We start from the raw sequence: 14,611 nt of genomic DNA on the forward strand, positions 1-14,611 counted from the left end.
ATAAGTGCACACCACTCAACGATCCAGCCATCCCCTGCTCTCCGTGGACGGCATCACCAAGAGCTTCTTCGGGGTTCGCGTCCTTCATGGCGTCAGCTTCGAGCTCTGGCCCGGCGAGGCCCTCGGCCTTGTGGGCGAGAACGGCTCCGGAAAATCCACGAGCATGAACATCCTCGGCGGCGTGCATCAGCCGGACGGCGGCCGGATGTCTATCGCCGGTCTGCTCTACGCGCCGCAGAGCCCGCGCGAGGCCGGCCGAGCGGGCATCGCCTTCATCCATCAGGAACTGAACCTGTTTCCGAATCTGTCGATTGAGGAGAACCTCTTCATCACTGATTTCCCGAAGCGGGGCGGCGTGCCTTTCATCGACCGCGGATGGGTGCGCAGGCGCGCCCGCGAGCTTCTGGCTGAGGTCGACCTCGATCTTCCGCCGACCCGGCTCGTGGGCAATCTCGCCCAGGGCGAGCGGCAGTTGGTGGAGATCGCCAAGGCGCTCCATGCGGACGCCAAGGTACTGATCCTCGACGAGCCCACCACCTCCCTCACGCGCCGTGAGGTCGAGCGGCTGTTCGCCATCGTCAACCGGCTCAAGAGCCGGGGTGTGGGCATCATCTTCATCAGCCATGCGCTCGAGGACGTGATGCATGTCTGCGAACGGGTGACGGTGCTGCGCGACGGTGCCGTGGTCGGCACGGACCTGCGGGAGCGGTTGAGCCTGCCCGCCATCATCTCCATGATGGTCGGGCGCTCCATCGATGCGATCTTCCCTGAGCGAGACACCAAGCCGCGGGAGGAGGTGGCCCTGCGGGTGCGCAACCTCACCCAGCGCGGCGTCGCTAACGACGTGTCCTTCGACATCCGCGCCGGCGAGGTAGTCGGCCTGTCGGGGCTGATGGGTTCGGGCCGGTCCGAGCTCGCGCGCCTCATCTTCGGCCTCGACCCGATGGAGTCCGGCACCATCGAGGTGGCCGGCACGCGGCTCATGCGGCCGAGCCCCAAGGCCTCCATGGCGGCGGGCCTCGCCTTCCTGACGGAGGACCGGCGCAACGAGGGCCTGCTGATGGATGCCTCCATCGTGGACAACATCGGCCTGACCTTCCTCAAGCGCTTCAAGGCCGGACCCGGACTCATCAACGGCAAGGCGCTGAACACCACGGCGGGCGAACTCGCCCGCATGGTCCACCTGTCCACGGACCGGGTGCAGGACACGCTGGCCAAGCACCTGTCGGGCGGCAACCAGCAGAAGGTGGTGATCGCCAAGTGGCTCCTGCGTCGGCCCAAGGTGTTCATCCTGGACGAGCCGACCCGCGGCATCGACGTGGGCGCCAAGCAGGAGGTCTACCGGATCATCAACCGGCTCGTGGAGGAGGGTGGGGCGGTGTTCCTGATCTCCTCCGAGATCGAGGAGGTGATGGGCCTGTCCGACCGGATTCTCACCATCAACAAGGGCGAGATCACGGGAAGCTTCGAGCGCAGCCGGTTCGACCGCGAGGCGATCCTGGCCGCCGCCATGGCGCCTGTGGGACCCAAGCGCGAGGCCACCGCATGAACAGCCGCAACCGCATCACCATCCTGCTCCTTCAGGCCGCCCCCTACCTGCTGTTCCTTGCCATCCTGCTGGTGTTCGGCTCCCTGTCGGACCGTTTCTTAAGTCTCGCGAACTTCACCAACATCGTCATCCAGGCGGCCCCCGTAGCGATTCTCGCCATCGGCATGACCTTCGTGCTGCTCACCGCCGAGATCGACCTATCGGTGGGCGCGATCATGTATCTGACCGGGTGCATCCTCGGCCTCTATCTCGGCGGCGTGCCGTGGCCGGTCGGCCTCGCGGTCGTGCTGATCGCGTCCGCTTTGCTGGGGGCCGTCAACGGTGTGCTCGTGGCCTATCTCGGGATTACGTCGTTCATCGCCACATTGGGAACCCTGTTCATCGGGCGCGGCATCGCAATGTCTGTGTCGAACACCGCGAGCGTCTATTTCCCCGAGGCGATCACGTCGCTCAACCGCGCCGCCGTCTTCGGCATCCCGTCTGCCATCGTGGCCGTGGCGGTGGTGTTCGTGATCGCCTGGGTGCTCCTGCAGCAGACCCCGTTCGGCCGGCAGGTCTATGCAGTGGGCCAGGACAGGGATGCGGCCACGAAAGCCGGCCTTCCTGCCAGGCGCATCGTGTTCTTCTGCTTCGTCATCTCGGGGGCGCTTGCCGGCATGGCAGGCTTTGTCTCGTCCACGCAGATCGGCGCGATCACCGCAAGCTACGGCCTGCAGGCCGAGTTCTCGGCCATCGCGGCCGCGGTGCTCGGCGGCACGAGCCTCTTTGGCGGGCGCGGCGGCGTGAAGGGCGCGCTCTTCGGAGCGCTCCTCATCCAGACCGCCGCCAACGGCCTCGTCATCATCAACGCCAATCCGTACATCTACCCCCTCGTCACGGCGGGCATCATCTTCATCGCGGTTGCCGTCGACGGCCTTCGCTCCCGCATGCTGGAACGGCTGGAGCGGCGCTTCATCAGACCATGGGAGATCGCATGAGGAAGGTTCGCATCGGTGTCGTCGGCCTGGGGTTCTTTGCCCAGAACCAGCTTGAGGCCTGGCGCGTGATCGACGGCGTCGAGATCGCCGCCGTCTGCGACCGCGACCCCGCCAGGGTGGACGCGGCTCGGCAGCGCTACGGCGTCGAGCGCGGCTACACGGACATGGCCGACATGCTGGCCGACGGCGGCATCGATGCCGTCGATGTCGCCACCACGCCGCCGAGCCATCGCGCCATCGTGGAGCAGGTGGCGCGAGCCGGATTGTCCGTGATCTGCCAGAAGCCCATGGCCGAGACTCTCGAGGATGCCCGCGCCATGGTCGATGCTTGCCGCAGGGCTGGCATCTCCTTCACCGTGCATGAGAACTTCCGCTTCCAGCGCCCCATGCGCGAGGTGGCCGGCCTCCTGCGCGAGGGCGCCATCGGGGAGCCGTTCTTCGCCCGCATCTCGTTCCGCACGCCTTACGACGTGTTCGCGAACCAGCCTTATCTCGCCACCGAAAGCCGCTTCATCATCCTCGATCTCGGCATCCATCTCCTGGACCTCGCCCGCTGCTTCATGGGCGACGCCCGCGACGTCTCCTGCTGGACGAAGCGCGTGAACCCGAAGATCCGCGGCGAGGATGTGGCCACCATGGTTCTCGACCATGGAGGAGGGCGCACGAGCGTCGTGGATTGCAGCTATGCGACCCATCAGGTGCCCGATCCCTGGCCGCAGACCCTCGTGACCATCGAGGGAACGGGGGGAACCATCGCGCTGGAGGCCGACTATCGCCTCCACCTGACCCGAGGAGCGGAGATCACCACCCGCCACGTGCCGCCCCCGGCCTGGCCCTGGTCGAAGCTTCCGCTGGACATCATTCAGGACAGCGTCGTTGCTCTGCAGAGGCACTGGGTCGAGTCCTATCTGGCCGCTCGCCCGGCGGAGACGTCCGGTGAGGACAACCTCAAGGTGGTCGAGCTCGTTCATGCCGCCTATGCGGATGCCGAGCGCCGCAAGTGACAGATGAGGCGACGGATCACGTGGAAGGCATGAGGTACCTGGAAGCTGCGAAGCGGCAGGTCCCTCCATGTATCCACCAAAGCTTCCCCTGGGTTCCCTGGAGTTCCACAAGGATCTTCCAGTGATCTCCCAAGGATCTGTCAGTGAACTGCCATCTTTCCAGCTTGCCAAACTGGTATGATGATCTAATCTCCTTACCGAAAAGGCAGCTCGCAGCACCCGATGCTGCAGCGACAAGAGACCGAGCAAATCGGCCGATCATTCCACAAGGAGGAACCCAATGATGCAGCTTGCAAAGACCACTTGGATTCTCGGCTCGGCGCTCGCCGCCGTTCTGGCGGCAGCCCCGGCCTCCGCGTCGCCCGAGAAGCCCGTGATCGCCCTGTCCAACTCCTACTACGGCAACACCTGGCGCCAGCAGATGGTGGAATCCTTCGAGGCGGCCGCCAAGCAGGCCAAGGCGGAGGGCAAGATCGCCGACTACATCGTCCTGAACGGCGACAACAGCGTGAACCAGCAGACGAGCCAGCTGGCCGATCTCATCCTCAAGAAGGTGGACGCCATCGCCATCAACGCGGCCTCGGAAACCGCCCTCAACAGCGTCATCGACAAGGCCTGCAAGGCCGGGATCAAGGTCATCTCCTTCGATTCCGTGGCCTCGGCCCCCTGCGCCTACCGGCTGACCTTCGACTTCACCGGCTACAAGAAGGAGCAGGCCGAGCAGGTCATGAAGCGCCTTAACGGCAAGGGCAACATCATCGTCGTGCGCGGCGTGAAAGGCTCCGCGCCGGACAACCTGATGCATTCGGCGCAGGAAGAGGTTCTCAAGAAATATCCCGACGTGAAGGTGGTCGCCACCGTCTACGGCCAGGCCACGGCGTCCGTTGCGCAAGCGGCCATCGCCAACGTGCTCCCAAGCCTGCCGAAGGTGGACGCGGTGCTGGCCCAGGGCGGCAGCGACGACATCGGCATCGCCCAGGCCTTCGAGCAATACGGCGGCGACTATGCCAACAAGATGCCGATCATCGAGGGCGGCGGCAGCTCAAACTTCATCCTCTGGTGGATGAAGCAGAACGAGAAGAACGGCTATTCCACGGTTTCGATGAACACCACCCCGGGCATCGGCGGCGCGGCCTTCTGGCTCAGCTACAAGATCGCCAAGGGGGCGGAGGTTCCGAAGGAACTGGTGATGCCGGTCGCAACGGTCACCCAGGATAACCTGAAGGAATATGCCGACATCAAGCCGGGCATCATCGTCAGCCCGAGCTACAGCGAGCAGTGGGTCGACCAGAACCTCATCAAGAAATGATGCCATGGTCAGGGGCGGCATGATCCGCCCCTGACCATCGATCGAATCCAACCCCTGCCGTGGAGCCTAAAGGTTTGCGGATGACAGCTGCCATGAACGTGGTGCCATTGTCGCGGGCGAAAGCGCCGCCTGCCAAGGCGGAGCCGGTCGTCGCGCTCGACGGCATCACGAAGGCTTATGGCCCCACCCTGGCCAACCACGCCGTCAGCCTGACGGTTGGGCCCGGCGAGATCGTCGGCCTCGTCGGCGGCAACGGTGCGGGCAAAAGCACCCTGATGCGTGTTCTGAGCGGCGTCACCATCCCCGACGAGGGGAGTCTCGCCATCGGCGGAAAAGCCTGGAGCTGGCACGCCTACGGTCCGGGCGAGGCCCAGGCTGCGGGCATCCGCATCGTGCATCAGGAACTGTCGCTGTGCGGCAATCTCACCGTGGCGGAGAACTTCTTTTTGGAACGGCCCGATGCGGGCAGCGCCCGGCCCGGCTGGCGCCAAGCCTACCGGGCCCTTGCCCGGGAGTGGCTCGACGCCGTGTTTCCCGGCCACGGCATCGATGCGGATGCGGAGGTAGGCCTCCTGCCCATCGGCCAGCGGCAGATGGTCGAGATCGCGCGCGCGGCCAGCGACCCCGGCCTCAAGCTGCTGGTTCTCGACGAGCCCACATCGTCGCTCGATCCCGAGCGCAGCAGGCAGCTGCGCTCCTTCATCAAGGCGAGGGCCGCCGGGGGCGTTGCCTTCATCTTCATCAGCCATAAGCTCAAGGAAATCCTCGAGGTCACCACCCGGATCGTGGCGCTCCGCAACGGGCGCCTGGCCTGGGCGGGATCCGTGGAGACGGCCTCCGTGGAGCGCCTCGTCGAGGCCATGGGCGGGGAGGCGGAGGCGTCCTTGAAGGCTGGGCGGCAGCGGCACGCGGCTCAATCCTCTGGGGAAAGACGTGTTCTGGCGCGCATCGCCGGAGAGGCCGTTGCCCCGCTGGGGCAACCGGTCGAGCTGCGGTCCGGGGAGATCGTGGGTCTCGCAGGCCTTGAGGGCAACGGCCAGCGGGACATGCTGCATCGGCTCTTCGCGGCCGGTGCATCGGGGGACGTGGCCTGTCTCGGCCCGGCCAGCTTCGTCTCCGGGGACCGCCAGCGGGAGGGGGTGTTCCCGCTCTGGAGCGTTATCGAGAATATCGGGATCGGCCGCATCGCGGGCCGGCCAGACATCAGCCCGGTATCGTCCAAGGCAGAGCTGGCCGCGGCGGCGCCGACCATCGAGCGCTTGCGGCTCGACCCGTCGCGCCTTCAATCGAACATTCTCGAATTGAGTGGAGGCAACCAGCAGAAGGCGCTGGTGGCGCGCGCGCTCGCCGGAGACGGCGAGGTGGTTCTCCTCGACGACCCGACCCGAGGCGTCGATGTGAACGCCAAGGCGGAGTTCTACGGCGTCGTGGCCGATGTCGCCACGGCGGGACGCCTGGTCGTCTGGCACTCGACGGAGGACATCGAGTTCCTGGAATGCGACCGGGTGCTGGTTTTCAGCAATGGGCGGATCGTGCGCGAGCTTGTCGGACAGGAGATCTCCGAGGAAGCGATCGTCAACTCCTCCTTCCTGCAGGCTGCCGCCTCCCGTGAGGTGTCTGGAGCCTCGCCGAAGACCCTGCGGGAAAACCCGCTCGGCCGCCGCCTGATCGGCCTCATGCCCTTCGTCAGCCTCGTGGCCGTTCTGGGCGCGATGGCATCGGTCAACCCCATGGTTCTGTCGGCGTTCGGCCTCGATCTGCTCCTCGGCTCGGCCGTCGCGCTGACCCTGATCGCCCTGGCCCAGATGTTCATCGTCGGCGGCAGCGAGATCGACCTCGGGGCAGGGGCCTTCGCCGGGGTGGCAAACGTGATCAGCGCGACTCTCCTGGTCGATAATCCCGCGGTGGGCGCCGCTGCGCTTCTTCTCGCCTGGCTCTCCTACGGGCTCATCGCGGCGATCATTCACGCGCGCAAAATCCCGTCCATCGTCGTGACCCTAGGCGCCTCCTTCATCTGGGTCGGCATCGGCTACAGCCTGCAGCCGACCCCGGGCGGAAGCAGCCCGGAATGGCTGTCGCCGCTCTTCACCTGGCAGATCCCCGGCGTGCCCACGACCATCGTTCTGATCTTTCTCGCAGGCGCCGCCGCCGTCGTGATCGATAGATCGCCCCTCGGCGTCGTGCTGCGCGGCTTCGGCAGCAATGCCGGGGCTCTCGAGCGCGGCGGGTGGTCGGTGCTGCGCTATTCCGTGATCCGCTACCTCATTGCAGGGGCCTTCGCGCTCGTTGCCGGCCTGTCGCTTACGGCCATCAACACGGCGAGCGACATCAATTCGGGCGGGCCTTTCACGCTGTTGAGCATCGCAGCCGTGGTCATGGGTGGCTGTGCGCTGCTCGGCGGCGTCATCTCTCCCATCGGGGTCGTGGTCGGCTCCCTCACCCTGTCCCTGATCGGGGCTCTCCTGGGCACGCTGGGCGTCAGCACCGACTACAATGCCGCCGTCCAGGGAGGCCTGCTCCTTCTCATTCTCGTCCTTCGCATGGCGGTGGACCGGCGGGAGGACGCCTGATGCACAATCTCGCACCCTGGATCGCCCGCAACCGCTGGGTCTGGTCACTGATCGGGGTTCTGATCCTCTGGGCCATCCTGAGCGTCATCACGGACCGGGTCAGCCTGCACTCCCTGTCCGGCGTCGCCACCTCGGCCTCCTTTCTCGTGCTGGCGGCCTTGGGGCAGATGTTCGTGGTCACGACCGGACGGGGCAACATCGATCTGTCCATTGCGAGCGTGATTGCGCTCAGCGCCTTCGTCGGGCTGATCGTCATCGGCGGCAGCGACGGCCGCATTGCTCTCGGACTACTGGCGGTTCTCGGGATCGGGCTTGCGGTGGGGGTGGCGAACGCCATTCTGGTCGTGCTCTTCCGCATCCCGGCCATGATCGCGACGCTGGCGACCGGCTACGTGCTTGCGACCGCGACCCTGATCGCGAACCGTTCCATCGCGGGCGCCGTGGCGAGCCCTGCGCTGGCTTTCGTGGCCGGAGGCAAGGTCGGCGGCGTGCCGGTGATGTTCCTCATCGCGCTGGCAGCGGTCGCCCTGTCGAGCCTCGTCCTGGGAAAGCTCGCCTACGGGCGCGCGCTCTCGGCGACGGGACAGAATGCCAGGGCAGCGCGCCTGGCCGGCGTGAGGACCGGGCGGGTGACGGCGACAGCCTTCGTGATCAGCTCCACGCTGGCGGCCCTCGACGGGGCTCTGCTCAGCGCCTATGTGGGCGGCGCCTTCCTGGAGATGGGCGCTCCTTACCTGCTCCAATCCGTGGGCGCCGTCGTGCTCGGCGGCTCACTCATCTTCGGCGGCAGCTCGACGGCGGTCGGAACCCTCTTCGGGTGCATCCTGCTCGTCCTCATCGTCACCACCATGCAGATCGCGGGCCTGCCGCCGGGGACCCAGGACATCGTGCAAGGCGTCGTCATCATCGGCGTCCTGGCCCTGGCGGGCCGCCCGGTTCTCAGGCGGATCGCCAGGGCCGGGCCGGCCGGCGCCCGCGCGGCGGGGGCGCAGTAGAAGGCGAGGGCGCTGTTCTGGTATGATATGTGTTGCAGTACAGCGTCTCGATGATAGAGCGGGAGCCGATTGTTGAACGTGCGGCGCCCCGCTGGGTTGGGCGCTGGTTTAGAGTTGAAGGTATTCAGGTCCCAAGATGGAAGCCATTGTTCGACGCAAGCTGTCTCATGAAGTGCTCGATCGCCTGATCGGCGCCATCGAGGCTGGGGAGTATGAGCCGGGGACGCAGCTGCCCTCGGAGCGGGAGCTGATGGCACGGTTCGGGGTCGGGCGCCCAGCCATCCGCGAAGCCATGCAGACGCTCCAGCAGATGGGTCTCATCCGGATCAACCACGGCGAACGGGCTCGGGTGATCCTGCCCACGCCCGAGACCATCATCGATCAGATCACGGGGGCGATGCTCCAGCTCCTGTCGAGCAACCCCCGCGGGCTGAACGATCTCAAGGAGGCACGCATCTTCTTCGAGGTCGGTCTGGCCCGGGTTGCCACCCAGCGGGCCACCCGCGACAGCCTGGAGCAGCTGCGCAAGGCGCTCATCGCCTGCCAGGAGGCTCGGGGCGACGCGGCACGGTTCGTAGCCGCCGACATGGCTTTTCACCGGCAGATCGCGAGCATGTCCGGCAATCTCCTGATCGCGGCAATCAGTCAGGGCATGCTGGACTGGCTCAGCCGCTTCAAGCGCGAGCTCGTCTCCGCCCGTGGCGCCGAGCGCCTGACCCTTGAAGAGCATGAGCGGATCTACAAGGCCATCGCGGCCGGTGATCCCGAAGCGGCCGCCAAGGCCATGTCCGATCACCTGACCCGCGCCAACACCTTGTACTCCGTCCTGGCCATGACCCAACCCGATGACTGACCGGAAGATGAGAAACCGGCTCGTGGCACGGACACCTGCGTTCATTTGAACTGGTTTGTCTCTGGGAGATTACTGACAGAACGTGCCGCATGATTGATGCCTGACTGGCATCCCGTGCCATTTGCATCGACAAGCCTCCAACGCCGGAAATAGTTGTTGCAATTCCTCTGCTGGTATAATCACTATATAAGATGAATAGGAGTCGTCCGGAGGAGACGTCCGAGTGAAAAGGCACTTTATCGGGAGGCCCCCTGAAAGTCTGTGCCGCTACGGAGCCAACAAGGCGGGATCCCGGGGTCTCGTCCATTCCGTCTCCCCCAGCGATGCAGTGCCGCTTCTTTTCTGTCGGCATCTGGCTCCGCACGTTCGGTAACCGCTTCGGGAACGCCACAGGAGGAACGTAGTGACAGAGCCGACCCGCATCGAGGCCGACTATCTCATCGAGACCGCCTACGATCCTCGTCAAGCTGCCGAGGCTATGGCGGGCGAGCAATCGAGCGGCACCTTCGTTCCCATTCCGGGTGAGACGCCCGAGCTCAAGGAGCGTTCGGCGGCGCGCATCGAGCGCCTGGAAGTTGTAGAGGAAGTGAACGAGCCCTCGCTGCCTGGCGCCGGTCGCCCGAAGAGCGGGGAAGCAACCTACCGGCGCGCACGTGTGACCCTGTCGTGGCCCATCGATAATTTCGGCGCCTCTCTTCCGAACCTCATGGCTACTGTCGCCGGCAATCTCTTCGAACTGAAGCAGTTCTCCGGGCTGCGGCTTCTCGATATACGTCTGCCGGCGACTTTCGCCGATGCTTATTCTGGTCCGAAATTCGGCATTGCCGGCACGCGCAAGCTCGCTGGCGTCGAAGGGCGGCCGATCATCGGCACAATTGTCAAACCGAGCGTCGGGTTTGGACCCGAGGAAACGGCGGGCTTGGCAAAGATCTTATGCGAGGCAGGCATCGACTTCATCAAGGATGATGAGTTGCAATCGGATGGTCCCCATTGTCCATTCGAGGGACGTGCTCGTGCCGTCATGCGCGTGATCAACGATCATGCGGACCGTACCGGCAAGAAAGTGATGTTCGCGTTCAACATCACCGGCGAGCTCGATCAGATGCGCCGTCGTCACGATCTCGTCCGCGATCTCGGCGGCACATGCATCATGGCGAGCCTCAACTCGGTTGGCCTTGTAGGCATGATCGAGCTCGGGCGCTTCTCGGAACTGCCGATCCATGCGCATCGCAATGGCTGGGGCTATCTTTCTCGAGAACCCATGCTTGGCTGGTCCTATGTCGCTTGGCAGAAGATCTGGCGCCTAGCGGGCGCCGACCACATGCACGTCAATGGGCTCAGCAACAAGTTCTGTGAGGATGATGAGAGCGTCATCGCCTCCGCGCGGGCGTGCCTGACGCCGATGTTCGCGGAAAAGCCCTGCATTGCCATGCCGGTCTTCTCCTCCGGGCAATCAGCCAAGCAAGCGCCCGGAACGTTTGCCGCGCTTGGCACGACCGATCTTATCTTCGCGGCAGGCGGCGGAATCATGGCCCACCCGGATGGTCCAGCTGCAGGCGTGGCAAGCTTGTGCGAGGCCTGGGAGGCGGCAACAGCGCGTGTGCCGTTGGCAGAGTATGCGAAGGAGCGCCCTGCTCTTGCCCGGGCGTTGGAGGCCTATGCAGCATGAACGGGTCGGGCCAAAACCTCCCGGACGGCCTGCTGCTCACCTATTATGGTGACGACTATACCGGCTCGTCGGCGGTGATGGAGGTGATGACCTTCGCAGGCTTGCCGACGGTGATGTTCCTCGATGTACCAACACCCGCACAGCTCGAAGCCTTTCAAGGATATCGCGCGATCGGCGTAGCTGGGATCTCCCGGTCGCAGAGCCCTGCCTGGATGGAGGAGCATCTGCCTCCAATCTTTCAGGAGCTCGCGAAGCTCGAAGCACCAATCGCGCATTACAAGATCTGCTCGACCTTCGATTCTGCGCCCCATGTTGGTTCAATCGGCAAAGCCATCGAAATCGCTGCACCGATCCTGGGCGGCGCTTGGCATCCTCTCATCGTCGGCGCCCCGGCATTATCCCGCTATCAAGCTTTCGGCAATCTCTTTGCAGCCATAGCGGGGGAGGGCTACCGCTTGGATCGGCACCCCGTCATGGCGCGCCACCCTGTGACACCTATGGATGAGGCGGATGTGTTGCGGCATCTCGCCCAACAGACGGATAAGGCAAGCGGCCTCGTCGACTTCGTTTCCATGAAGCAGAGACAGGCGGATGAGCGGCTCTCGGCAGTAGCAGGGAAGGGGGCTGAGATCGTTTCCCTGGATGTTCTCGACGAGGAGACGCTTGCCGAAGCTGGCCGTCTCGTCTGGGAGCATCGTGGAGAACGGTTGCTGGCCGTTGGATCCCAGGGCGTCGAGTATGCCCTCGTGGCCCACTGGCGACGAAGCGGTTTGCTTCCGAAGGAAGTGCCGGCATTCCAGGCCCGGCCCGTGGAGCGTATCATCGCCGTGTCAGGCTCCTGCTCTCCCATCACCGCCGGGCAGATCGCACACGCTGAAGCAAACGGATTTGCGGCGCTTCCGCTCGATGCAACGCTCGCCGTCGATGCTGGCGAGTGGCAGCGAGAGATCGGGCGGACAACCGAGCAGGCGTTGCGTTCGCTTGGCGAAGGCAAGGATCCGCTGGTTTACACGGCACGAGGACCTGACGATCCCGCTGTTGCCAATCTGACCCGTGCGATTGCGGCAAGCGATGTCCCAGCCAGCACCGTCAATGACCGGATCGGTAACGGACTTGGCCGTCTGCTGGATGCCACATTGCGCGAGAGCCGTGTGACGCGCGCCGTCATTGCTGGAGGCGACACGTCGGGCCATGCAAGTCTTGCGCTCGGCATATTTGCTCTCACTGCTCTTGCTCCGATCGCTCCAGGTTCACCCCTCTGCCGCGCTCATTCCGAGAATCCCGCTCATGAGGGTCTCGAAATCACGCTCAAGGGCGGCCAGGTCGGTGCTCCCGATTTCTTCAGCGCCGTAAAACGGGGTGGCGCTCCCACTCACAATGGAGGAACAAGAATATGACCAAGATTGCATTGCTCGGCGCCGGTGGGAAAATGGGAGTGCGTCTCGCCTCCAACCTCAAGGGCTCGGCTTATGAGGTTTTCCATGTAGAGGTCTCCGAGGAGGGCCGACAGCGGCTCAAGACAGTTGTCGGTGCGGATTGCGTCGACCGCGACGTTGCTCTCGGCGAGGCGGACGTGGTCATCATGGCCGTTCCCGATCGCCTGATCGGCAAGATCGCCCACAGCTTCATCGACGCGGTAAAGCCGGGCACGGCGATCATCATGCTCGACGCAGCGGCTCCGTATGCGGGTGAGCTGCCGGCCCGCACGGATGTCACCTATTTCGTGACGCATCCCTGCCACCCGCCAATCTTCAACGACGAGACCGATCCTGCCGCGAAGAACGACTTCTTTGGCGGCGTCAAGGCCAAGCAGCATATCGTCTGTGCCTTGATGCAGGGTCCGGAGGAGCATTATGCCCTGTGTGAGGACATTGCACGAACCATCTACAAGCCAGTGATGCGCTCGCACCGCTGCACCGTCGAGCACATCGCCATCATGGAGCCGGCGCTCTCGGAGACCATCGGCGCCACCTTGTGCCTTGCCCTTCGCGAGGCCACGGATGAGGCCGTGCGCCGCGGCGTACCCCGTCAGGCTGCCGTGGATTTCATGCTGGGACACCTCAACATCGAACTCGCCATCGCCTTCGAGGCTTTTCCGGAAGGAAAGTTCTCGGATGGAGCGCTTTATGCAATCGATCAGGCGCGACCGCAGATCTTCCGCGAAGGATGGCTGGAGCGCATCTTCGATCCGACGGCAGTCAAGAAGTCGGTCACGGAGATCTGCAATCCGCCCAAGGCAGCCTGACAGCCCAATCATCGTTGACTTGGCAATAGGGGAGCGTCCCAGCGCATGGCGTAACACGCTGGGACGACAAGCCCTGCTCAGCCACCTACACGGCATCTGTAGCGTCTGAGTGATGGGTCTGAAGCGCACCCGCTGTGACAGTCCCGGCTGTGCTGGTACCATGCGTTCGAAAAATCACCGGCAAGTTCTGAAATTGACCTTGAGCAACGGTGGGCCGGACGACCGACCGAAAGAATTCGTATCATGTCGACCTGACATAGCCCAGGCTTGGAGGACCCGATGGAATACCGTCAACTCGGCCGATCCGGCCTCAAGGTGTCAACTATCACCCTTGGGACGATGACGATGGGCGGCAAGGGAAACTTTGCCAAAGTCGGCAATGTCGGACCCGATGAGGCGCGCAGACAGATCGATATGTGCCTCGATGCCGGCGTGAACCTGATCGATACGGCAAATGTCTACTCCAACGGTGCTTCAGAGGAAATCATCGGTGAGGCTCTCGGAGGTCGTCGCAAGGGTGGCGTCCTGCTCGCGACGAAAGCCAGGTTCGCGATGGGTGAGGGACCTAACGATCGTGGTTTGTCACGCTATCATCTCATCCGTGAATGCGAGGCGAGCCTGAAGCGGCTTCAGACCGACGTCATCGATCTGTACCAGGTTCACGAATGGGACGGACTGACTCCGCTGGAGGAGACGCTTGAGGCCCTTGATACGCTGGTGCGCCAAGGCAAGGTTCGTTACATAGGCTGCTCGAACTATTCCGGGTGGCATCTCATGAAGGCCCTCGGCATCAGCGAGCGGGAATACCGGCAGCGCTTCATCAGCCAACAGATCCACTACACGCTCGAGGCTCGGGAAGCCGAATACGAGTTGATCCCGATCGCGCTCGATCAGGGATTGGGCGTTCTGGTCTGGAGCCCGCTCGCAGGCGGTCTTCTTTCCGGCAAACATCGACGCAACCAAGCGGCGCCGGAAGGCACCCGGCAGCTTGCGGGATGGATGGAGCCGCCTATTCGCGACGAAAACCGTCTGTGGACCATCGTCGAGACCCTCGCGTCCATAGCGGAGAACCGGAACGTGTCGGCGGCGCAGGTGGCGCTCGCCTGGCTTCTCGGCCGGCCGGCCGTCACCTCTGTTGTCATAGGAGGGCGAACAGAGACGCACCTAGCTGACAACCTCGGGGCCGCTGATCTGAAGCTCACACCTGAGGAGCGGACAAGCCTTGATCAGGTCAGCACATTGCCCGTTCTCTATCCCTACTGGCACCAGTTGCAGACGGCCAAGGACCGGCTAAGCATAGCTGACCTTTCCCTTTTAGGTCCTCATATCTGAAGCGGTATGCATCATGGCCCTGAAAGGCTGGCGGGCCGCGACTAGCTTGGCATAAGGAGCTTACGCAAGCCGCAAACCGCGATCAACTCACCGTGACAGAAAGGACTT

At 64.1% G+C, this 14,611-nt stretch carries 11 protein-coding genes; all 11 read left to right on the plus strand.

Going from position 1 to position 14,611, the window contains the following annotated elements; translation table 11 throughout:
- The first annotated feature begins 4 nt into the window (after positions 1-4).
- The 11 genes from MA07_RS07835 (at position 5) to MA07_RS07885 (ending at position 14,503) form a co-directional block, all read left to right on the plus strand.
- A complete protein-coding gene (locus MA07_RS07835; protein WP_036348913.1) occupies positions 5-1,549 on the plus strand; it encodes a sugar ABC transporter ATP-binding protein in 1,545 nt (514 codons plus the stop codon).
- A complete protein-coding gene (locus tag MA07_RS07840) occupies positions 1,546-2,526 on the plus strand; it encodes an ABC transporter permease (RefSeq protein WP_036348918.1) in 981 nt (326 codons plus the stop codon). The genes MA07_RS07835 and MA07_RS07840 overlap by 4 nt, the downstream gene beginning before the upstream one ends.
- The gene (locus MA07_RS07845; RefSeq protein ID WP_036348923.1) at positions 2,523-3,530 is read left to right on the plus strand and encodes a Gfo/Idh/MocA family oxidoreductase; all 1,008 of its coding nucleotides are present in this window, start codon (positions 2,523-2,525) and stop codon (positions 3,528-3,530) included. Before MA07_RS07840 ends, MA07_RS07845 begins: the two co-directional genes overlap by 4 nt.
- A gap of 283 nt (positions 3,531-3,813) precedes the next feature.
- Positions 3,814-4,839, plus strand: a complete 1,026-nt coding sequence (locus MA07_RS07850) for an ABC transporter substrate-binding protein (RefSeq protein ID WP_036349136.1) — start codon at positions 3,814-3,816, stop codon at positions 4,837-4,839.
- Between the two features lie 80 nt (positions 4,840-4,919).
- Positions 4,920-7,409, plus strand: coding sequence for an ATP-binding cassette domain-containing protein (locus MA07_RS07855; RefSeq protein WP_152568772.1), 2,490 nt, complete (start codon positions 4,920-4,922; stop codon positions 7,407-7,409).
- Positions 7,409-8,404 carry an ABC transporter permease gene (locus MA07_RS07860; protein WP_036348929.1) on the plus strand — a complete coding sequence of 332 codons (996 nt, stop codon included), beginning with the start codon at positions 7,409-7,411 and terminating at the stop codon, positions 8,402-8,404. The genes MA07_RS07855 and MA07_RS07860 overlap by 1 nt, the downstream gene beginning before the upstream one ends.
- Before the next feature lie 136 nt (positions 8,405-8,540).
- Positions 8,541-9,257, plus strand: coding sequence for a transcriptional regulator NanR (locus MA07_RS07865; RefSeq protein WP_036348933.1), 717 nt, complete (start codon positions 8,541-8,543; stop codon positions 9,255-9,257).
- Between the two features lie 403 nt (positions 9,258-9,660).
- The gene (locus tag MA07_RS07870; protein WP_036348935.1) at positions 9,661-10,926 is read left to right on the plus strand and encodes a ribulose-bisphosphate carboxylase large subunit family protein; all 1,266 of its coding nucleotides are present in this window, start codon (positions 9,661-9,663) and stop codon (positions 10,924-10,926) included.
- On the plus strand, positions 10,923-12,323 hold the full coding sequence (locus MA07_RS07875) for a four-carbon acid sugar kinase family protein (protein WP_036348937.1): 1,401 nt from the start codon (positions 10,923-10,925) through the stop codon (positions 12,321-12,323). The genes MA07_RS07870 and MA07_RS07875 overlap by 4 nt, the downstream gene beginning before the upstream one ends.
- Positions 12,320-13,171 (plus strand): phosphogluconate dehydrogenase C-terminal domain-containing protein, encoded by an 852-nt coding sequence (locus MA07_RS07880; protein ID WP_036348940.1) that lies wholly within the window; start codon positions 12,320-12,322, stop codon positions 13,169-13,171. Before MA07_RS07875 ends, MA07_RS07880 begins: the two co-directional genes overlap by 4 nt.
- Positions 13,172-13,450: 279 nt before the next feature.
- Positions 13,451-14,503 carry an aldo/keto reductase gene (locus tag MA07_RS07885; protein WP_036348943.1) on the plus strand — a complete coding sequence of 351 codons (1,053 nt, stop codon included), beginning with the start codon at positions 13,451-13,453 and terminating at the stop codon, positions 14,501-14,503.
- The last annotated feature ends 108 nt before the right edge of the window (positions 14,504-14,611 follow it).

The sequence above is a fragment of the Microvirga sp. BSC39 genome, from assembly GCF_000739015.1.
Classification (GTDB): domain Bacteria; phylum Pseudomonadota; class Alphaproteobacteria; order Rhizobiales; family Beijerinckiaceae; genus Microvirga.

Coding starts and splice junctions, on each gene's coding strand:
- MA07_RS07875 (WP_036348937.1), top strand. CDS start 10,923: ATGAACGGGTCGGGCCAAAACCTCCCGGACGGCCTGCTGCTCACCTAT.
- MA07_RS07860 (WP_036348929.1), top strand. CDS start 7,409: ATGCACAATCTCGCACCCTGGATCGCCCGCAACCGCTGGGTCTGGTCA.
- MA07_RS07855 (WP_152568772.1), top strand. CDS start 4,920: ATGACAGCTGCCATGAACGTGGTGCCATTGTCGCGGGCGAAAGCGCCG.
- MA07_RS07850 (WP_036349136.1), top strand. CDS start 3,814: ATGCAGCTTGCAAAGACCACTTGGATTCTCGGCTCGGCGCTCGCCGCC.
- MA07_RS07880 (WP_036348940.1), top strand. CDS start 12,320: ATGACCAAGATTGCATTGCTCGGCGCCGGTGGGAAAATGGGAGTGCGT.
- MA07_RS07865 (WP_036348933.1), top strand. CDS start 8,541: ATGGAAGCCATTGTTCGACGCAAGCTGTCTCATGAAGTGCTCGATCGC.
- MA07_RS07840 (WP_036348918.1), top strand. CDS start 1,546: ATGAACAGCCGCAACCGCATCACCATCCTGCTCCTTCAGGCCGCCCCC.
- MA07_RS07885 (WP_036348943.1), top strand. CDS start 13,451: ATGGAATACCGTCAACTCGGCCGATCCGGCCTCAAGGTGTCAACTATC.
- MA07_RS07845 (WP_036348923.1), top strand. CDS start 2,523: ATGAGGAAGGTTCGCATCGGTGTCGTCGGCCTGGGGTTCTTTGCCCAG.